The organism is Psychrobacter sp. NPDC078409, from assembly GCF_050268505.1.
In the GTDB taxonomy this organism is placed as follows: domain Bacteria; phylum Pseudomonadota; class Gammaproteobacteria; order Pseudomonadales; family Moraxellaceae; genus Psychrobacter.
In genome coordinates this window covers 436,505-456,359 of the sequence record NZ_JBNNGW010000003.1, presented here as the reverse complement: position 1 = coordinate 456,359, position 19,855 = coordinate 436,505, and the positions used below count along the sequence as shown (strand labels likewise).

The following is a 19,855-nucleotide window of genomic DNA, read 5'->3' as shown; positions in this document are numbered from 1 at the left end:
GCATGTCATAAGCCGACTTTCTAACTTCACAAGCACACCGCGCTATTAAAATATAGATTCTAGGGAATACCTCTCATGCAAAGTGATAAGCATATCTCCAAAAGTTTCGACCAAGATCTTGATGAAGCTATCCGTTTATTTTTATATATGGGTGATAGCGCGGCTAACCAAGTGGCCAAAGCCATTCACGCTCTGATCGATAAAGATGAAACACTGGCACAAGAAGTCATCGATATGGACTTCGATATCAATCGAATGGAAGTTGAGCTCGACGAGCACATTTTATTATTGGTTGCCAAGCGCCAGCCAGCTGCCAGTGATTTGCGCTTAGTCATGTCGATCAGTAAAGGTGTGGTTGATTTGGAACGTATCGGCGATGAAGCAGTAAAAATTGCGCGAATGGCCAGTAAAATAGCGGCAGAAGGCAAATCAGCATACGGCTATGCTGAAGTTCAGCATCTGAGTAATCAAGTTCGTCTGATGCTAAACAACTCGCTAGAAGCTTTTAGTCAATCAAATGCGGAGCAAGCGTTTGAAGTGATGCGTAATGATAGCGTTGTCAATACCGAATATCAGTCAGCCATTCGTGCTTTGATGACCTATATTATGGAAGACTCACGCCATGTATCAAAAGTCATTAATATTATGTGGATATTACGATCGCTTGAGCGTATCGGCGACCATGCACAAAATGTCGCAGAGCTAGTGATTAACTATATCAGTGGGCAAGACGTACGTCATTCAGACTATGCCATGGTCGAAAAAGCGGTGCAGGAAGCCAATGATCGCTTAGCTGCTCGTCAAGTTAGTACATTGTCAACCAATGAGCTAGAAACGTCAGATAGTGATGAAGGCTAATACAAAGAACTATGCTTTTTACCTTATAATAAAAAACGCGCTATAGTAAGCGCGTTTTTTTATAATTACTAAATGTAGCTAGTAGAAAGCTAGTAAATACTAACTTTCTGGTGTCCAGCCTTGTGCACGCTCATAGTCTTCGTTGTCTAAGAACTTATCACGCTGCTCTGTTAAGAACTTTTTAGCGGCAGGATCCATCATGCTGAGATGATTCTCATTGATAAGCATCGTTTGATGCTCAAGCCATTCTTTCCACGCCTTTTCAGATACGGTCTCTTGCAGCTCTTGACCTTTTTTATTAGGGAAGGGTGGATGCGGCATCTTTGGTAAATCTTGCTTATATTTACGACAAAACACAGTATTTACTTGAGGATTAAAAGTCTCAGTCATAAGGCATTCCTTATTCATTATATTAAGTGGTTAAATCAGATATCATATGAGTCTATGATAACGGTCTTGGTAGATTTAGCAAAGGGGACTAATGTATATCGTCAAGCCTCTATCCATTTGTTATAAAGTCGTTGGTAGTTGGTGTGTGACAATATTATCTACATTCAGCCTTTTTATTTAGATTTTCAAAGCTAGTGATATTTTGAAAATGACATTGGCGAAACCAGTAAAGGTAATAGGACAAATAAAAACACCCGCATAGATAGCGGGTGTTAAATTTATATTAGCAGGTTAGCTTTTATTCAAAAGTACTGATTAAGCAAAGGCTTTTAAGCGAGCGCGGCCATTGACCACCGCTTGCTTGACTTGGTTTGGTGCAGTGCCACCTAGATGGTCACGAGCTGCTAATGAGCCTTCTAGCGTTAGATAATCAAAGACATCCTCACCGATAGCATCGCTAAATTGCTGTAGCTGTGCCAATGACAAGTCACTGAGATCAACGCCCTCTTTGATGCCTAAAGCAACAGCGTTACCAACCACTTCATGAGCGTCACGGAATGCTACGCCTTGACGTACTAGGTAATCTGCCAAGTCAGTCGCAGTCGCATAGCCTTTCATTGTAGCAGCACGCATACTTTCTTTATTTGGCGTGATGTTTGGTAGCATATCAGCAAACGCTAATAGCGAACCTGTTAACGTATCAACGCAATCAAACAAAGGCTCTTTGTCTTCTTGATTGTCTTTATTATAGGCGAGCGGCTGGCTCTTCATTAGGCTAAGCAAAGTCATCAACTGACCAAAGACACGTGCCGCTTTACCGCGTACCAACTCAGGTACGTCAGGATTTTTCTTTTGCGGCATGATCGATGAGCCAGTACAGAAGCGATCTGGTATCTGCACAAAATTGAACTGCGCTGACATCCAAAGAATAATCTCTTCGCTCATGCGTGACATATGCATCATCAAGATAGAAGCCGCTGAAGTAAATTCAATCGCAAAGTCACGGTCCGAAACAGCATCGAGTGAGTTTTGACAGATACCTTCAAAACCTAGCAATTCAGCAGTGATGGTACGATCGATTGGGAAAGTCGTACCAGCAAGCGCTGCGCTACCAAGTGGCATCTGATTGATACGGCGACGTGCATCGACAAGACGCTCAGTATCGCGATACAACATCTCAAACCATGCCATCACGTGATGCCCAAAGCTAACAGGCTGTGCCGTTTGCAGATGAGTAAAGCCTGGCATGATAGTATCAGTATGTTGCTCAGCCAAATTAAGCAAGCCACTTTGCAATCGTACTAATAACTCAATAATATTATCAGTCTCTTCGCGCAACCATAGGCGAATGTCTGTGGCTACCTGATCGTTACGGCTACGACCAGTGTGTAGCTTTTTACCAACGGCACCTATAATGTCAGTCAAACGTGACTCGACGTTCATATGCACGTCTTCAAGGGCGATCGACCAGTTAAACTCACCTGCTTCAATCTCGCGCAATACTTGCTGAAGGCCATCAATAATAGTGGCGACTTCATCAGCAGTTAAAATATCACATTCTTTCAGCATCGTTGCATGCGCAATTGAGCCTTGAATATCGTGACGAGCAAAGCGTTGGTCAAAGCCTACAGAAGCAGTAAAGGCGGCAACGAAGCTATCTGTCGCTTCACTAAAACGCCCGCCCCACATTTGTTGGCCTTGGCTACTAGCAGGCGCAGTCTGCGTTGTGGTACTTGTTATAGAAGCATCTGTGCTAAAATCAGAGTCAGATGAACTTTTACTTGATTCAGGATTACTAGGTTTTGAAGAATTGGCGTTCATATCGGTACAAGACAAGTCAAGAGAATAAGAACTCGAGTATAGCAAATGATGAGGTTGCCTTACTAGCTACACGCTTAGAGTTTTTTATTCCTAAACTCATGGAAATCATGAGGCCTTGGCAGTGGCTGACATATATCTTTTTTTGGTCACTGTTTTTGACGGTGATTGAGCGCCATGGTCTATCAGGCTGGTCTGATTTTATTATCAAGTTTTTTTCTCGCGTGATACAAAATGCACTGACAGTTATTCCCGCACTATATTTGGTCGATTATTTGCGTCCTGTCTTCAAAAACGCGAGCATTCCTAGTGTGAGTTTGCGTATTGTCATGCTCATGATGTTTTCTGCCACGGTCTCTATGGTGTTGGTGGTTTTGGTTATGATCAATCTAGGGTGGATGGAGTATAACCGTCAAGCTTTTGTCATTAATTTGCTTTTCAACACAGTGCTTACCGGTGGTTTTACTGCTGTGTTCTTATTGTATTTTTTGCGTAGCTATCGTGAGCTTAATGCGCTTAAGTTGTCCTTTGAATATAAATTGACTGCGCAAAACGATCTAATAAAAGCGCGTACGGCTCCGCACTTTTTCTTCAATACTATCAATACACTCGTATCACTGATTGAGTCAAACCCGCCTAAAGCCGCTGACTTATTACAGCACGTCTCTGCATTGTTCCGTGCTAGTTTTAGTGGTACACGCGAGATTAGCTTCGAAGAAGAGGTCGATCTCTGTGAGCATTATTTGGCGATTGAATCTAGTCGTCTAGCAGATAAGCTCGAAGTCAATTGGAAGTTACCTGAAGAAGATATCATGTACGACATGGTTATCACTGCGCTAACGCTACAAAGCGTGCTAGAGAAAATACTGCTCAATGTGGTAGAGATGACCACAGAAACTATCTGCATTAATATCGAAGTCACGTGGGAACAACACCGAGTTAAAATCATGATTGATGTTGCGCTTCCCAAAAAGACACTAATCATTAATCATGACTTGCGCCAACATATTGATTTCTATATTCAAGCTGATCGTTTGCGCGCCCATTTTGGACAAAGTGCTGATATACAAAGCTCGATAGCCAGTACTCAAATTATCACTATCATCGACTATCCTCTACAAGACGTCGGTTTATAACTTACTGTTCTTTATTAGCTTTCTTCATTTTTTCAACTCCTAAAAGCCTATGTGGCATACTTATTGCATCACCATGTATAGGTATCACAGTTTGTGTTTGATAAATAATGATTACGAATCAGTAATATCATAACTACCGTGAAACACAATTACACCATATAAAATCTACCTATAGCAGGAGTATATTGTCCGCTATAAAAACTGGTAGTTTTCGTCAGAATTTTATTAAATGATTTAGGTTTTATATTCTAAGTGATTGATAATGAGTGCTAATATAGCCGTAATACTATTGAAAAAAATATTAAGTATGTCCTTGGATGGGAGTTTGCATGCGTATCGTAGTTTGTGATGATGAGCCCTTAGCGCGTGAGCGCTTGGTGAGAATTGTACAGGAGTCAGGCCATGAGGTAGTTGCTCAGGCCACAACAGGTGCAGAAGCCATCGTCGCTGTAAAAACCCAGCAGCCAGATATTATATTATTAGATATCCGAATGCCTGAAATGGACGGAGTGCGCTGTGCTCAAGAGCTTGCCAAACTTGAGCATCCACCAGCGATTATATTTGTGACGGCATACGACCATTATGCGATCGCAGCGTTAAAAGCCAATGCAATTGGCTATTTGTTGAAACCTGCAAACAAAGATGAGTTACTAGAGGCATTAAACAAAGCAAAGAACTTAAATGCCGCTCAACTAAATGAAATTCGCAAGCTTGAAGACCCGACAGCACGTCCGATACGTGAACATATCGCTGCTCGTACGCATCGCGGTGTTGAACTGATTAAGCTAAAGGATATCTACTATTTTGCAGCAGATCAAAAATACGTCAAAGTGCGTCACAAAGATGGCATGGTATTGATTGATGAAACGCTAAAAGAGTTAGAGCAAGAGTTTGATGATCGTCTGTTCCGAGTACATCGCAATGCCATTATCAACCTTAGCTATTTAGACTTTCTAGAAACTCTAGACGCAGGTCAGTATCAGATACGTTTTAAAGGTATTGATGAGACGCTAGCGGTCAGTCGTCGTCACTTACCTGCCTTACGTGATAAAATCCAAAGCATGTAATAGGCTGTCCTGATAGCGACCAATCATTCCATATCATCAAACCCTTATTTATGCTTAAATAGGGGTATTTTTTTGCGTCAGCATCTACTATTAATCATTTGAGTCGCCTATTCTTTGGCAAACTTGCCCTATCGAGTAATATCGATATTATTCAGTATAAATATGAATAGTACTGACATAGGGACTATAGCCACTATAGTATTAGTATCGAACTTATTGAGGCCCTTTATGAGCAATCCGCAGCAACCTATTTTGACTACTCTAAATATCGCTACACGTCAAAGTCCTTTAGCCTTATGGCAGGCCGAGCATATCCGTGATCGTTTATTGGCGTTGTATCCTAATCTGACGATTAATTTACTAAAAATTGTCACTAAGGGTGACAAGATTTTGGACACACCTTTGGCCAAAATCGGTGGCAAAGGATTATTTGTAAAAGAGCTTGAACAAGCGCTGTATGACAAACAAGCAGATATTGCAGTGCACTCGCTAAAAGATGTGCCCATGCAGCTTCCCGAAGGCCTCACATTAGGCGTCTACTGTAAACGCGCCTCCCCAACAGATGCCTTTGTCTCAAACACTTATAATAGTATTGATGAGCTACCACAAGGTGCAGTCGTTGGGACATCGAGTTTACGTCGTCAATGCCAGATCAAAGCCTATCGTCCTGACCTGCAAATCAAAACGTTGCGCGGCAATGTAGGCACTCGTTTGGGCAAGCTAGATGCTGGTGAATATGATGCCATTATTCTGGCAACGAGCGGCTTGCAACGTATTGAGCTAAACGCGAGAATACGCGGTGAGCTTGATATCGCAGCTTGCTTACCTGCAGTTGGGCAAGGTGCTTTAGCAATCGAATGCCGTGAAGGCGATGAAGAAGTGCTCAATTTACTTGCACCACTCAATGATGACAAAGCTCGTATTCGACTTATCGCTGAGCGCGCCCTGAACCGTCATTTAGAGGGCGGCTGCCAAGTACCGATTGCCGCTTATGCAGTTCTGCAGACAGCTGAAGAAACCAGTGTTAATAATGACAACAATGGTGATAACGGCAATAACGACAGCGGGAATGTGCTGTGGCTACGTGGTCGAGTGGGTCAGGCCGATGGTAGCGAGTTGTTGAAAGCGGACAAACGAGCTACGTTGGTTGGGACACAAGCTGAGCAAGAAGCCCAAGCCAATCAATTAGGTATCGATGTCGCAGAAATGCTGCTTGCTGATGGCGCAGGCGCTATTTTGTCAGCCATTTATCAGCCTGAGTAGTATAAGTACAGTCGCTATAGGTTTGATTAACCGTAAGATAGGCTGATCTAAGCATCAGCCATTTTTATATACTTAAGCCTTTTTCATTCGTTTTTGTCATGGTATATCGATGTCATCAGTGCCAACTCAAGCTACATACACAACTTCTCATAGGAATTGTTCTAATGAGAAGTCAAAAGTAATGCCGCAAATTGTCATCAATACTCGCCCAGTAGAGCGAGCAACATCGTTGACGCAGCATTTGCAAGCGGCAGGATTGATAGTGGTTGATATGCCAATGTTGACGCTACGACCACGTCAAACAACTGATCTAGATATTGCATTAATGCATCAGTGGATGGCGGGGGAGTACAAAGCACTTGTTGTCGTAAGTCCAACTGCAGCGGCTTCAGGGTTAGCCGTTTGGCAATCACTTGAAAATGAAAAGCGTAAATACAAAGCGAAAGATAGTAATGGCAAGTATGTGCAGAGATTGTCAGAAGGCTTGTCACTACCTAGTCCTCTGGTTGCGGTTGGTAAAGCAACGGCGGCAGAGTTCAGTCAGATGCGTATAGATGCAACAAGCTATCAAATACTTCAGCCTAAGACGGCCAATAACGAAGGCATGCTAGCAATGCCTGAAATTGATAGCTTACAAGCAGGCGATAAATTGCTGATATGGCGCGGGCTTGGTGGACGTCGATTATTGGTTGATACATTGCAGGCGCGCGGTGTACATATCGATAGTATTGCTTGGTATGAGCGTACGATGCCTATCGATGCAATAGCTGAGTATCAGCAGTGGCAACAAGATTTTCTTACTCATAGTACTGCGTCAGATATTGCCCTACTAAAGCAGTCAAAGCCAATAGTCGTAATCAGTAGTGCGGCAGCTTTTGAGCATTGGTCAAATATCGTCAATGATGGCCAATCAAAGATAATAAACAAAGAGCAAGATTCTGATGCAGTGGCTAATACAACACAGCTTCTATCGCTTACGTTAAAAGATTTTTCTTACGTTGTGTTGGGTGAGCGTTTGGCCAATATGGTTGCCGCACAGCAGTTGAGCTACTGGCGAGTAGAGGATTTGTCGCCAGCTACGATTCTCTCAGCTATTCATTCTAAAATATAATACCTTAAACTTCTCATTTACTTTAAACATGTTTATCTATACCAATAACGGTACTGCCTTATGTCAATGAATTCTGAGTCCTTATCTAAGGATCCTTCAACTGTTCAGCAGCGCCGGCAAGCAAATATTTTGCTGCTACGGATGCAATGGCTGGTTATCTTATTACTGATCGCTGCATTATTGTGGCTATATATTAGTCAGCAGCGCTTTCAGCATAGTGTCAACGATCGTTTGCAGAGTAGTGAGCAAGTAATCAGTCGATTAAACGAAATGGACGATCGTCTATTTGCCATGAGTCAGCAGACGTTGCCAGAACCTAGAGTTAAGGCCAGTAGCCAAGCTCAGAATCAGTTGGATCTGTTGCGTATCCAAATCAAAGCTGCTGATAGACTGTTGGCGGATAATAATGACAGTGCCGCGATTGAGTTATTGCGAGGTCTACATTGGCAGTTATCGCAAAGCAGTAATGAGATTGCGCCTGCGTTAACCATCGTTATCAAGCAAAGTTTGCTCAAAGATATTGAGCGTCTGCAGGCCCAAAGCTCGCAGCCAAGCCCGTGGCAAATACAAAATCTGGCGATTCAAAACATTCAGGAGTTTTTGCACAGTCATGAGCGTCTTGGCAGTTATGAAGGTACGGATTTACAGCGTCGAGAGCTGGTAGATGCAGCTACTGAGAACAGACAGCAGCTCAAAGCGAATGATACTTCAGCGACTAGTGATACAAATTTAACGCGTCGTCAGCTCACTATTCATGAAGTCATCATGACGTTAAATTTAGCAAGCCAAGCCAGCAATATGCGTAAGCAGGATCAACTGGTCAGCTATTTGGAGCAAGCACGCAAACAGTTAAAAACGTTGGTGTCTAAGGCCTCAAATAGCGACAATAAAAAGTCAGTACAAGCTGGCGCGATTGGCATTGTACAAGCAGATAAAAAACCAATCGATGGTCAAAGTAATCTTGAGACAATGAAAGCACCGAGTGACATACCAGAAGTAATTGTGTGGCTAAATCAGTTGATTGCTCATGCACCAAAACCAACGCCATTATTGACGACAGAAATTTTGGATAAGCCTCAACGCTAACGGAAGCTAGTCACAATAGTTAATACAGAAAATATAAAATGTAAGGTAAGCAATGACCCATTCCAATGAAAAGTCAGCATCTATGTTTGATACAGCAAACGAACACCGCCCTGAATTACTAGCTCATTATCCTGTTATTCATCATCAGCCGATACAGTGGGGAGAGATGGATGCCTTTAATCACCTGAATAATGTGGTTTACTATCGTTACGCTGAGTCAGCACGCATTAGTTATTTGCATGCGCTAGGTATGTTTGATGGCAATATGGTCACTGTCTTAGCCCAGTCTAGCTGCCAGTATTTACGCCCAGTTACCTATCCTGATACGTTATTATTAGGAGTTCGTTGTAAGCGTTTAGGCAATACGAGTATGGCGATGGAATATAGTTACTATAGTACCGCGCAAGAGATCATCGTTGCTACGGCAGAGGCCGTGGTAGTGCGTCTAGATAGTGATGGAAAAAGTAAATTGCCATGGACGGCGGCAGAGCGTCAACAGCTGTTAGCACTGGAAGCCAAGTTTGGTCATACGCCTGAGCTTTAGGGCATGTTCTATATGAATCGATTACTTATTTTATCGAAAAAGCTATCTTGAATTAAAAGCTAAAAACAAAAAAGGCACGCTAACATAATGTCAGCGTGCCTTTTTTATCACTCATTCTTCAACTAATCTCTTAAACAGTCGTTAGTCTTGTTGCGGCGCATGAACAAAATCAACCACGTTTAGATCAAAACCTGACAATGCAAAAAACTTCATTGGTGATGACAATAAGCGCATATCACGGACACCTAAATGACGTAATATCTGTGCACCAACACCGATACTACGATATGGCTGTTGCGTGATGGTTGATTGCGACTCGTTGTCTGCAGCTTTGTCCAACGCATCTCCCAAATCAACTGGCTGATTGCTACCAATCCATACGAGCACACCGCGATCTGAAGCACTGATTTCTTCTAATGCTGACTGTACGCTCCAACCACTACGGCCAGTCATATCATTTTTAGCTGCAAACAAATCGCGTAATGGGTGGAAACCATGAACACGTACGGTACTGACGCCTTCACTGACATCACCTTTTACCAAGGCTAAATGTGTTTCTTCAGCACCAAACTCACGGAAGCGATGTAGCGTAAAAGTACCGTGTTCAGTTTCAAACGGATGTGACTCAATTTCTTCTACCGTTTGCTCATTAGCGATACGGTAGTTGATAAGGTCAGCAATCGTGCCTATCTTGATGTCATGCTCTTTTGCAAATATTTCAAGGTCGTCACGGCGCGCCATCGTACCATCTGCATTGATAATCTCTACAATTACCGCTGCTGGCTCTAGACCTGCTAAACGTGCTAAATCACAACCCGCTTCTGTATGGCCTGCACGGTGAAGAACACCGCCGTTTTGTGCCATAATTGGAAAAATATGTCCAGGCTGAACAATGTCTTCAGGCTTTGCTGACGAAGATACCGCCGCCTGAATAGTACGTGCACGATCACCAGCAGAAATACCGGTGGTGACGCCTTCAGCCGCTTCAATAGATACAGTAAAGTTGGTGCTAAACTTCGCCTCGTTACGATCTGACATCAGTGGCAGTGCTAATTGCTGGCAACGTGCTTGTGATAAGGTCAAACAAACCAAGCCACGCGCGTGAGTAATCATAAAGTTAATATCTTCAGGGCGTACATGGGTCGCTGCCATGATGATATCACCTTCGTTTTCGCGGTCTTCATCATCCATCAAGATGACCATTTTTCCAGCACGAATGTCTTCGATAATCTCAGGGATTGCATTTAAACTCATAGTAAATCTCAATATTTTATTATTTATAAATAGGTGTCATTTGGAATATAGGGCTCTATCTGCTTATTGTAGCAGTAGGTAATACAAAGCGCTGTTACGGTCAAGCAAAGCGCTACTACGGTCAAGTAAGTCGCGCTATAAGCAATATAATTTGATATAAAAGTGACTCGCTTAATTGCTTGTATATATCATTATGAGGTTATTTTAACGCTTTTCAGCGTCACGTGCTGCGCCATCTTCCCACTATATCGTTCAGTATGTCAAAAATAGTCATAAATATTATCAATGAACATTAAAACTGACTCATAAATCTGTGCGTTAACTTTTTTATTAACTTAGATTTTACGCGATTACTCATTACTTGCTGCTTGAGTTTTTAGCCAATCCATAAATTGCTTACTATGCTGCTCACGCTGATTATCTGCAAACTCGTAAAAACTGGTACCAACCAAATTATCTGGTAAGTAGCTTTGTGGATAGTAATGGTTAGGATAATCATGCGGATAAGCATAACCTTGACCGTAGCCTTGACTACGCATCAGTTTGGTCACGCCATTGCGCAAGTGTAGCGGTACAGGTGAGGCATCTTTTTCAGCCAACGCCATCGCAGCATTGATTGCTTTATAAGTGCTATTGCTTTTGGCACTGGTCGCTAAATACACCACGACTTGACCTAAAATAATACGCGCTTCTGGCATGCCAATAGATTGCACACTACGCAATGCTGCATCAGCTAGGAGTAAGGCATTAGGATTGGCATTACCAATATCTTCACTGGCCAAAATCACCAAGCGCCGCGCAATAAAATCAGCAGGTTCGCCGCCTACGAGCATACGTGCCATCCAATACAATGCCGCATCCGGATCGGAGCCACGGACTGACTTTATCATCGCTGAGATAATATCGTAATGCTGCTCACCATCTTTGTCATATCTCACCAAAGCAGTCTGGGCTACTCGGCTGACCAATTCATCATCGATAATCACTGGCAACTGCTTAGCATCAGCGGTCTGAATGGCTAACTCTAATAAGTTTAGCGCTTTTCTAGCATCACCGTGGGCCAGCTGACTGATGGTATCTTTTGCTTGTAAGTCGACGGTTAGTTTTTTGAGTATATTATCTTCTGAAAGCGCTCGTTGTAGCACGGTACTTATCTGCTCAGGTGTTAACGGCTCTAAACGATATACTTGGCAACGTGATAGTAGAGCGTTATTGACACTAAAAGATGGGTTTTCAGTGGTAGCACCAATCAAAGTAATATCACCAGACTCTACCGCACCTAATAGAGCATCTTGCTGTGCTTTATTAAAGCGATGAATTTCATCAATGAAGACCACAGGTGATTCAAACGCCAACGAATCTTTATTATCTAGGACTTCGCGTAACTGTTTGACACCAGTATTTAACGCGGAGAGCGCATGAAAAGGTCGATTAACGGCATCGGCTAACAACATCGCAATGGTTGTTTTGCCAATACCTGCTTCACCGTGCAGGATAATAGATGGCAGATGCCCTTGCTCTACCAAACGGCGTAACGGTGCACCAGCTGCCAGCAAATGCTCTTGACCAATAATATCAGTAAGAGAAGTAGGGCGCATACGCTGAGCAAGTGGGGTATCGGCGTGGAAGTTAGGTGGCATAAGACTCTCTATCGGAAAATAAAAAAACTATCTACTAGCTGCAATGGTAGTAATGGCAAGGCATCTATAGCTAAACCCAAATAACATCATACTAAGCTACCTTTATGATTTTCATTGGGTTTCGACACTCATATACGTTTGGCATGATTTTCGCAGCAATTTTATAATATTAATGAGTATTAGACATCAGCAGTAGAAGTAGGCTAGTTTATAAGGATGGTACTTGTTACAAATCATACGTGCTAGGTTAACGCAAAAATATGTTAATGAAAGCTAACTAAGCGTATAGCTTGTGTCCGGAGCACTTTAGTTTTCGTCATTCATCTATATTAACGGCTCTACTATTAACAGTTCTACCGTATCGATGGGAAAAGCTGGCCAATCGCGACCATTAACTATTAGAAGTAGCTTACCAAAGATGTAGCTTATCAAATATAAGGTATTACATTAACGATGTCTGAACCGATTCTTAAACGCTTATTCAATCGTTACGTGCGTAGTGATACAGGCAAGCAGCAGTCACGTTATCTGACAGCTGGCGAGATAGCGTTGGCGTATTCAGTATTTGGTGACAGCATCAAACTTGATGAAGTGCAGTTGAAGACAGCGTGGTGGGTACTAAAACATTATGCAGTCAGTCCTAATGGCAATATTTATTTTAATTCAGTCGATTGGATTACGGATTTTAGCGAAGCTCCACTGAGCAAACAAAGCTGGCTCATACACGAGCTAACGCACATATGGCAGTTACAGCAAGGCTTAAAGGTTGTACGCGGAGCGATCATCAACCGAAAATACGACTACGTGTTAGAAACAGGTAAATCATTTTTTAAATATGGTATTGAGCAGCAGGCACGCATGGTTCAAGACTATTTTGTACGTCGTCAGCGTGGTCAGAACTGCCAAGAGTGGGAAGCTTGTATTCCATTCTTGACGGTGCAGTCTATTGTTAAGGCAGAAAGTACTGATGGTGCATCAATCATCTAATTTTTAAAAGTAACAGTAAGCTTGGCTATGATAAGTCATAACCGAACTATAGAACTATAGAACAATTGAGCTCTACATTAATTGAAACATATGGCAGTTGGATAAATACTGGATAACTATATTGGACGATTTAACAGTCAACTGTGTCGCTAAAAAACAAAGAATAATGAACCGCAATTGTAATTTACCCTTTAATAATTTTGCTTTACCAAAGGATATGTACTCTCATGTTTAAATTTTTGTCAGTAAAGCCTAATGTTGATACTCGATATCCACCGACCTTGCTTGTAGCCGCACTGTCAGGAGTGTTGTTTTTGACAGGCTGTCAGCAGTCTGACACATCACCTGTAGCTGATGACAGTCAAACCAGTGAAAAAACAAGCGTAGAAGACAGTCAGCCTATGCCAAAAAGTGACTCAGCTGCGGCGCGCATAAAACAATTCCAGCCGATATATGTCGCACAGGCGCAAAGTTTACAGAGACGATTGCAAGCAGAGTATGAGTCATTGCAAGCGGCAGATGCGTCAGACAGTGAGGAGCTTTTATTACTGAATACTAATAATAGTGAAAATACAGATAGTAATAACGAAGTAGCGACCGATAATACCGCTCCTAACGCAAATACTACCGCTACCAGTCCTGAAGAAGTGGTGCCATCGGGTAGTTCAGAGGTTGACACGAAAGATGTAGATGCAGAGGTTGACGTCAATACTAGCACTGAAGTTGGTGAGCGTGACTTAACGGTTTTAAAACGTATCAGTCTTGAGCCGCGTAAACCTGTTATGTTGACCGAGGACCAAATCATAGAACGCTATCAGCAGACCATGGACGCTTTATATCAACCGGTGACAACACCGCTCAGTGCAGAGGATTCTGATACATTAATCAATGTGGCGACCTTGGTTCCGCAGTTATTTGAGCATGCAGAGATTGCTGGTAGAGTGAGTGCGAAAAGTCCGGCACTTGCCCGTTTAATCATTCAGCATCAGGTATGGGAACAAATAGAAGCTCAACAAGTGGTTGATATGCAGCAAATGAAACAGCAGCAGCAACAAGAGTTTGAAGCGCTAATGGCTAAATTTAATGAAACCATCGAAGGATACGATGAGCAGATTGCCAAATATGAGCAAACGTTAAAAGAGTTTCAGTAACTGACTATAATTTTACAAACTCACTTAGTTAGTCATTTCTCATAAAACAGCCAGTATCTAATAAAGAGAGTTAAGACAACAAAAAATCCCGCACGATGGCGGGATTTTTTATTGGATAACGATTATTTTTGCTTACTTGCGATCTTCAACTTTTACAAAATCACGGCGCGTTTCACCAGTGTATAACTGACGTGGACGACCGATTTTGAACGGTGCACTGTGCATTTCTAACCAATGGCTGATCCAACCTGAAGTACGAGCCAATGCAAAGATTACGGTAAACATTGACGTTGGGATACCAATGGCTTTCAAGATGATACCAGAGTAGAAATCAACGTTTGGATATAGGTTACGCTCGATGAAGAACGGATCTTCTAACGCAATTTTTTCTAGTGCCATTGCCAATTCAAGCTTAGGATCGTTGATACCTAGTGCTTCTAGTACTTCATCACAAGTCTCTTTCATTACTTGAGCACGTGGATCGAAGTTTTTGTAAACACGGTGACCAAAGCCCATTAGCTTCACTTCACGGCTTTTCACTTTTTCCATGAATTCAGGCACGTTCTCAACAGTACCGATTTCGTCTAGCATCTCAAGAACAGCTTCGTTCGCGCCGCCATGTGATGGTCCCCAAAGGGCTGCGATACCAGCAGCGATACACGCATAAGGGTTTGCACCAGTAGAACCAGCTAAACGTACCGTTGACGTAGAAGCATTTTGCTCGTGGTCAGCGTGCAAGGTAAAGATTTTGTCCATTGCGCGAGTGATAACGTCGTTTTTCTCGTAGTCTACGTCAGCAGGCGTTGCAAACATCATGTATAAGAAGTTTTCTGCGTAGTTGAAGTCGTTACGCGGATACATGAACGGTTCGCCTTGTGAGTATTTATAACTCATTGCAGCAAGCGTAGGCATCTTAGCAATCAAACGAATAGCTGTGATTTCGCGATGTTCTTCATTGCTCACGTCTAGGTCTTCATGATAGAACGCTGATAAGGCACCAACGACACCAACCATGATAGCCATTGGATGCGCGTCACGGCGAAAGCCTTCAAAGAACTTACGCAATTGATCGTGAACAGGAGTATGCTCGCGGATTTTTTCAAAAAATTCTGCTTTTTGCTCAGCAGTAGGTAGGTCACCATGTAAAAGTGCATAAGCAACTTCTAGGTATTCAGCATTGTTCGCTAGCTCGTCGATAGGGTAGCCGCGGTGTAATAACTCGCCTTTGCCACCATCAATATAAGTAATCTTTGATTCAACAGGAGCAGTTACTTTAAAACCAGGGTCATAAGACCAAAATCCTGAGTCTTGTAAAGCAGCAATATCGATAACTGGGCGCCCTAAAGTACCTTTAATAATAGGAAGTTCGTATTCTTCACCATTCACGGTTAGTTTGGCATTAGTATCAGCCATAAATTGCTCTCCATTGGTTTGACTTGTTAGAATAAATTACTACAGACGCATACCCTCGCGTCATTGTCGGTTGAACGGTAAAAGTGCATTCAACTCATTTAGTACGCAGGGTATATTAGCAGCAATTCTTTATGATTTGAAAAAACTTTTATGGACCATGTGTCCAATTGGCGCGGTGTGGCGGTAGTTATTCGCTGTAATTTTTGTATCAAAATATGTCTGTCAGGTTATTTTGCTTAAAATTCATCTGTTTTTGAGCAAGTTTATAGCAGCATTATCGAGCCAATATTTTGGGTTCTTAAATATATTTTAGAGACAAATCTCATAAATAATGACACCAAAAACTGGCAGACTATACCTAGTAAGCGGATTAAAGTTTGTCATAATAATCACTATTAAAACCAGTATTATTCTTATCCATTCATTTATTGATTAAATATGTATATATTCTTACTGAATGGATAAATTTGTAATTATTGCTCAGGCATTTTATAATTGTAGGAATTAACTGGCACTAGCTTTGCGCGAATTAATAAATGACCATGTTATAGTGTCGTTCAGAGCGTCTTCTATTCATGCTTATTTACGATTGTCTGGTGTTACGATAGACCAAACCGCATTCTATGGTTTGAATTTTCTTCTTAACCAATCTTTTTTATTTGTTTGGCACAAGATTTCAAGTGCCCAATATAGGGTCTGCTCTGATATGGAAGACATATTAACGTTGTCTTACTATTCATACGACCTCTAAAATAGACTGGTTAGTCGATATTACTCATGTTTATTTTCTTTGTTGTATAATAGATAGGTTGTTTGATAGGCCTGTCGATTCGACAAGCGACATTGAACAGTCTATCAATACCTTTATATACATAATCCTTTCTTCATATTTAGCGCAAACTAAACGAAGTCAGCTAGCTCTTCCTTACTTTATTCGTCTCGTGTGTTGCTCAATGCTCAATTGACACTATTTATGTCATGCGTTGATAGCAGATACAGGAGTATAACCGCAAAAGGATGCCCGCTGTGAAAAGCAACCGACCTATTGATCTGCCTTTAAGCCAAGTGATTAGCGTTAATCGCTCACCGATCGCGATCGCCTCTATCTTGCATCGTATCTCTGGCATTATTCTATTTTTATTGATTCCTGTCATGTTATGGATACTACAGAACTCATTGGCATCGCCTGAGAGTTTTGCGACCGTATTTGACAACGTACTTGTGCGCTTTTTGGCATGGATATTTGTTGCCGCCATTGCATATCATTTTGTAATGGGTATCAAACATTTATTTGCTGATATGGGCATGAACGAAGAGCTAAAATCTGGCCGCACTGCCTCTATGGTAAGTTTTGTGATTGCAGCGATTTTAGTTGTCGCGTCATTTGTATGGGTGATGTTCTAATGAGAAAAAATGATTCAGGAATCAAAAGTGCTACTGGTCTGACAGGTTCAGGCTCACGTGATTGGATTGTCCAGCGTATTAGTGCTGTTGTTTTAGCCGTTTATAGTGTGGTATTGCTGGGCTTCTTTTTGACCCATGGCGATGTCACTTTTGTTGAATGGTCATCATTTATGACCAGCCTACCAATGCGTCTATTCAGCTTGGTTGCAGTACTTGCATTAGCTGGTCATGCTTGGGTTGGGATGTGGACAGTATTTACTGACTATATTACATCTGGCAAGATGGGTGAAAGTGCGCCAAGACTACGTTTGGTATTACAGACTTTGATGATTATCGCTATTTTAGTATTTCTATTTTGGGGCATCATGATTTTTTGGGGTAACGGTTTCGGTATCGCTGCCGTTTAACCATCTCATAAAAAGCTCTGATATCTATATATAACGACGGATGCATCCAACTGATACATTAGTTGGCAAAGTGTTTTTAGAGTCATCCGTTGATAGCCAAGAATAGTCATAGCATTGGACTGGCATTACTGATCAGCTAATCTGATTATAGTTGAGTAGGCTTAGTTCAGTATAACGATAGATATGCAAATTAAGTGGTTAACGACTATTAAGACTCTTTATTTTATAAGCGTATGAAATGGCCAAATAGTAAGCCTTTATAGCTGTAATAGAGATGTCTCAAAAAGTCTTTGATTTACTTTTACGCATTAACAGGCATTAGGAAAACCGTAATGGCAACTAGACAAGACAATACCATTAGTAATATCAAGACCCTAAACTACGATGCAGTTATCGTTGGTGGCGGCGGCTCAGGTATGCGTGCTTCATTGCATTTAGCGGAAGCGGGCATGAAGGTTGCAGTCCTTACCAAAGTATTCCCAACGCGTTCGCACACAGTTGCCGCTCAGGGTGGTATCGGTGCAAGTTTGGGTAACATGAGCAATGACAACTGGCACTTTCACTTCTATGATACCGTTAAAGGATCAGATTGGTTGGGTGACCAAGACGCTATCGAATATATGTGCCGTGAAGCGCCAAAAGTAGTCTATGAGCTTGAGCACATGGGCATGCCGTTTGACCGTAACGAAGACGGTACGATCTATCAACGTCCATTCGGTGGTCATACGTCTAACTATGGCGAAAAAGCAGTACAACGTGCTTGTGCCGCTGCTGACCGTACAGGTCATGCACTACTACATACGCTATATCAGAAAAACCTAGAGCAGGGTACTGAGTTCTTTATCGAGTGGATTGCCCTTGACTTGATCAAAGACGAAGCTGGTAATATCAACGGTGTCGTCGCACTTGAGCAAGAGACGGGTACGATTGCAGTATTCCAGTCACCAATTACTGTCCTAGCGACAGGTGGTGCTGGTCGTATCTTCGCAGCTTCTACCAATGCTTATATCAATACTGGTGACGGTATTGGCATGGCAGTACGTGCTGGTATTCCATTACAAGACATGGAGTTCTGGCAGTTCCACCCAACTGGTGTCCATGGTGCAGGTGTACTATTGACTGAAGGTTGCCGTGGTGAAGGTGCTATCTTGCGTAACAAAGATGGCGAAGCGTTCATGGAGCGTTATGCACCAACCGTGAAAGACTTGGCACCACGTGATCTCGTATCGCGCTCAATGGACCAAGAAATCAAAGAAGGCCGTGGTTGTGGTCCTAATGCTGATCATATCGTAATGGATATGACGCATCTAGGTGTTGAAACCATTATGAAGCGTCTACCATCAGTATTTGAGATTGGTAAAAACTTCGCCAACGTTGACATCACTAAAGAGCCAATTCCAGTAATCCCAACCATTCACTATATGATGGGCGGTATTCCAACCACTATTCATGGTCAAGTGATTGTGCCGGATCTAGAAGCAGGTACTGATGAAGACGGCCTATATGCTAAAGGCAACGTCGTTAAAGGTCTTTATGCAATCGGCGAATGTGCTTGCGTAAGTGTACATGGTGCTAACCGTCTAGGTACGAACTCTCTACTAGATCTATTGGTATTTGGCCGTGCAGCTGGTAAGCATATCGTTGATGAGTTCCATCATGCAGATCACAACTACAAGCCGCTTGATCCACGTGTACTTGATTTTACAGTGAAGCGTTTAGACAAACTGCAACAGTCTACTGAAGGCTACAATGCTCAAGACGTGGCTGATGAGATTCGTGCTACGATGCAAAAACACGCTAGTGTATTCCGTACGCAAGCGATGATGGACGAAGGCGTTGAGAAGATTTTAGCGCTAGGTGAAAAAATCAACAAGATCCATCTTGGCGATAAATCACAAGTGTTCAACACAGCACGTATTGAAGCATTCGAAGTTGCTAACTTGTATGAAGTAGCGAAAGCGACAATGATATCTGCAGCGAAGCGTCATGAAAGCCGCGGCGCACACAGTGTATCTGACTATGATCGTCCAGAAGATGATGATTACGCACCTAACGGCCGTAATGACCACGATTGGATGAAGCATACCTTATGGTACTCTGAAGGCAATCGCATCATTTATAAGCCAGTACGTAAAGTGCCATTAACCGTTGATTATATCGAACCAAAAGTTCGCGTCTACTAATTCTAGACTGCATACTTTATATATAGTTGATAGATAACAGCACTGTTAACGTTTTATCCCTTATTAATTTATTAAAAAGGTGACCGCCAGCTACATGCTCATGCCAGCGCTACGACGCTATTAATTGGTATCCGATATTGGTT

General features: G+C 42.2%; 17 protein-coding genes. 12 read left to right on the top strand and 5 right to left on the bottom strand.

What is annotated here, in order from left to right; translation table 11 throughout:
• The first annotated feature begins 75 nt into the window (after positions 1-75).
• Positions 76-858 carry a phosphate signaling complex protein PhoU gene (gene phoU, locus ACQKC9_RS07915; RefSeq protein WP_427621284.1) on the top strand — a complete coding sequence of 261 codons (783 nt, stop codon included), beginning with the start codon at positions 76-78 and terminating at the stop codon, positions 856-858.
• A 99-nt stretch (positions 859-957) separates the two neighbouring features.
• Here the strand turns inward: phoU and ACQKC9_RS07910 are convergent, their stop codons facing one another.
• Together ACQKC9_RS07910 and argH are read right to left on the bottom strand one after the other, a co-directional pair.
• The gene (locus ACQKC9_RS07910; RefSeq protein ID WP_427621282.1) at positions 958-1,248 is read right to left on the bottom strand and encodes an oxidative damage protection protein; all 291 of its coding nucleotides are present in this window, start codon (positions 1,246-1,248) and stop codon (positions 958-960) included.
• A gap of 315 nt (positions 1,249-1,563) precedes the next feature.
• Positions 1,564-2,937 carry an argininosuccinate lyase gene (gene argH, locus ACQKC9_RS07905; RefSeq protein WP_427621424.1) on the bottom strand — a complete coding sequence of 458 codons (1,374 nt, stop codon included), beginning with the start codon at positions 2,935-2,937 and terminating at the stop codon, positions 1,564-1,566.
• A 239-nt stretch (positions 2,938-3,176) separates the two neighbouring features.
• Between argH and ACQKC9_RS07900 the strand changes: the two genes are divergently transcribed.
• From ACQKC9_RS07900 to ACQKC9_RS07875, 6 genes are all read left to right on the top strand, one after another.
• Positions 3,177-4,202 (top strand): histidine kinase, encoded by a 1,026-nt coding sequence (locus tag ACQKC9_RS07900; protein ID WP_427621281.1) that lies wholly within the window; start codon positions 3,177-3,179, stop codon positions 4,200-4,202.
• 329 nt (positions 4,203-4,531) lie between these two features.
• Entirely contained in the window at positions 4,532-5,269 is a 738-nt protein-coding gene (locus tag ACQKC9_RS07895; RefSeq protein ID WP_102078269.1) for a LytR/AlgR family response regulator transcription factor, read from the top strand.
• Between the two features lie 228 nt (positions 5,270-5,497).
• Positions 5,498-6,532, top strand: coding sequence for a hydroxymethylbilane synthase (gene hemC / locus ACQKC9_RS07890; RefSeq protein ID WP_427621279.1), 1,035 nt, complete (start codon positions 5,498-5,500; stop codon positions 6,530-6,532).
• Between the two features lie 181 nt (positions 6,533-6,713).
• Entirely contained in the window at positions 6,714-7,643 is a 930-nt protein-coding gene (locus ACQKC9_RS07885) for a uroporphyrinogen-III synthase (RefSeq protein WP_427621277.1), read from the top strand.
• A gap of 60 nt (positions 7,644-7,703) precedes the next feature.
• Positions 7,704-8,729, top strand: a complete 1,026-nt coding sequence (locus tag ACQKC9_RS07880) for a hypothetical protein (protein ID WP_427621275.1) — start codon at positions 7,704-7,706, stop codon at positions 8,727-8,729.
• A gap of 52 nt (positions 8,730-8,781) precedes the next feature.
• On the top strand, positions 8,782-9,273 hold the full coding sequence (locus tag ACQKC9_RS07875; protein ID WP_427621274.1) for an acyl-CoA thioesterase: 492 nt from the start codon (positions 8,782-8,784) through the stop codon (positions 9,271-9,273).
• Positions 9,274-9,414: 141 nt separating this feature from the next.
• On the opposite strand, the gene ribBA is transcribed toward ACQKC9_RS07875, so the two are convergent.
• Together ribBA and ACQKC9_RS07865 are read right to left on the bottom strand one after the other, a co-directional pair.
• Positions 9,415-10,527: a bifunctional 3,4-dihydroxy-2-butanone-4-phosphate synthase/GTP cyclohydrolase II gene (gene ribBA / locus ACQKC9_RS07870; RefSeq protein WP_057757842.1), complete on the bottom strand. Its 1,113-nt coding sequence runs from the start codon at positions 10,525-10,527 to the stop codon at positions 9,415-9,417.
• Positions 10,528-10,877: 350 nt separating this feature from the next.
• A complete protein-coding gene (locus ACQKC9_RS07865; RefSeq protein ID WP_427621272.1) occupies positions 10,878-12,167 on the bottom strand; it encodes a replication-associated recombination protein A in 1,290 nt (429 codons plus the stop codon).
• A 453-nt stretch (positions 12,168-12,620) separates the two neighbouring features.
• Here ACQKC9_RS07865 and ACQKC9_RS07860 point away from each other — a divergent pair, with 453 nt between their 5' ends.
• Positions 12,621-13,154 carry a type IV secretion protein Rhs gene (locus tag ACQKC9_RS07860; protein WP_427621271.1) on the top strand — a complete coding sequence of 178 codons (534 nt, stop codon included), beginning with the start codon at positions 12,621-12,623 and terminating at the stop codon, positions 13,152-13,154.
• Positions 13,155-13,381: 227 nt separating this feature from the next.
• Positions 13,382-14,305 carry a hypothetical protein gene (locus ACQKC9_RS07855; protein WP_427621270.1) on the top strand — a complete coding sequence of 308 codons (924 nt, stop codon included), beginning with the start codon at positions 13,382-13,384 and terminating at the stop codon, positions 14,303-14,305.
• Positions 14,306-14,437: 132 nt separating this feature from the next.
• Here the strand turns inward: ACQKC9_RS07855 and gltA are convergent, their stop codons facing one another.
• Entirely contained in the window at positions 14,438-15,718 is a 1,281-nt protein-coding gene (gltA, locus tag ACQKC9_RS07850; protein ID WP_347162661.1) for a citrate synthase, read from the bottom strand.
• 1,017 nt (positions 15,719-16,735) lie between these two features.
• On the opposite strand from gltA, the gene sdhC reads away from it, so the two are divergent.
• The 3 genes from sdhC to sdhA all read left to right on the top strand — a co-directional run bounded on the left by sdhC (position 16,736) and on the right by sdhA (position 19,712).
• Positions 16,736-17,122, top strand: coding sequence for a succinate dehydrogenase, cytochrome b556 subunit (sdhC, locus tag ACQKC9_RS07845; RefSeq protein WP_082624524.1), 387 nt, complete (start codon positions 16,736-16,738; stop codon positions 17,120-17,122).
• The gene (gene sdhD / locus ACQKC9_RS07840) at positions 17,122-17,529 is read left to right on the top strand and encodes a succinate dehydrogenase, hydrophobic membrane anchor protein (RefSeq protein WP_201547480.1); all 408 of its coding nucleotides are present in this window, start codon (positions 17,122-17,124) and stop codon (positions 17,527-17,529) included. The genes sdhC and sdhD overlap by 1 nt, the downstream gene beginning before the upstream one ends.
• A gap of 332 nt (positions 17,530-17,861) precedes the next feature.
• Positions 17,862-19,712, top strand: a complete 1,851-nt coding sequence (gene sdhA, locus ACQKC9_RS07835; protein WP_427621268.1) for a succinate dehydrogenase flavoprotein subunit — start codon at positions 17,862-17,864, stop codon at positions 19,710-19,712.
• Positions 19,713-19,855 lie beyond the last annotated feature (143 nt).

Coding starts and splice junctions, on each gene's coding strand:
- ACQKC9_RS07855 (WP_427621270.1), top strand. CDS start 13,382: ATGTTTAAATTTTTGTCAGTAAAGCCTAATGTTGATACTCGATATCCA.
- hemC (WP_427621279.1), top strand. CDS start 5,498: ATGAGCAATCCGCAGCAACCTATTTTGACTACTCTAAATATCGCTACA.
- ACQKC9_RS07885 (WP_427621277.1), top strand. CDS start 6,714: ATGCCGCAAATTGTCATCAATACTCGCCCAGTAGAGCGAGCAACATCG.
- ACQKC9_RS07865 (WP_427621272.1), bottom strand. CDS start 12,167: ATGCCACCTAACTTCCACGCCGATACCCCACTTGCTCAGCGTATGCGC.
- ACQKC9_RS07880 (WP_427621275.1), top strand. CDS start 7,704: ATGTCAATGAATTCTGAGTCCTTATCTAAGGATCCTTCAACTGTTCAG.
- phoU (WP_427621284.1), top strand. CDS start 76: ATGCAAAGTGATAAGCATATCTCCAAAAGTTTCGACCAAGATCTTGAT.
- ACQKC9_RS07910 (WP_427621282.1), bottom strand. CDS start 1,248: ATGACTGAGACTTTTAATCCTCAAGTAAATACTGTGTTTTGTCGTAAA.
- ribBA (WP_057757842.1), bottom strand. CDS start 10,527: ATGAGTTTAAATGCAATCCCTGAGATTATCGAAGACATTCGTGCTGGA.
- argH (WP_427621424.1), bottom strand. CDS start 2,937: ATGTGGGGCGGGCGTTTTAGTGAAGCGACAGATAGCTTCGTTGCCGCC.
- sdhA (WP_427621268.1), top strand. CDS start 17,862: ATGGCAACTAGACAAGACAATACCATTAGTAATATCAAGACCCTAAAC.
- ACQKC9_RS07895 (WP_102078269.1), top strand. CDS start 4,532: ATGCGTATCGTAGTTTGTGATGATGAGCCCTTAGCGCGTGAGCGCTTG.
- sdhD (WP_201547480.1), top strand. CDS start 17,122: ATGAGAAAAAATGATTCAGGAATCAAAAGTGCTACTGGTCTGACAGGT.
- ACQKC9_RS07900 (WP_427621281.1), top strand. CDS start 3,177: ATGAGGCCTTGGCAGTGGCTGACATATATCTTTTTTTGGTCACTGTTT.
- gltA (WP_347162661.1), bottom strand. CDS start 15,718: ATGGCTGATACTAATGCCAAACTAACCGTGAATGGTGAAGAATACGAA.
- ACQKC9_RS07860 (WP_427621271.1), top strand. CDS start 12,621: ATGTCTGAACCGATTCTTAAACGCTTATTCAATCGTTACGTGCGTAGT.
- sdhC (WP_082624524.1), top strand. CDS start 16,736: ATGCCCGCTGTGAAAAGCAACCGACCTATTGATCTGCCTTTAAGCCAA.
- ACQKC9_RS07875 (WP_427621274.1), top strand. CDS start 8,782: ATGACCCATTCCAATGAAAAGTCAGCATCTATGTTTGATACAGCAAAC.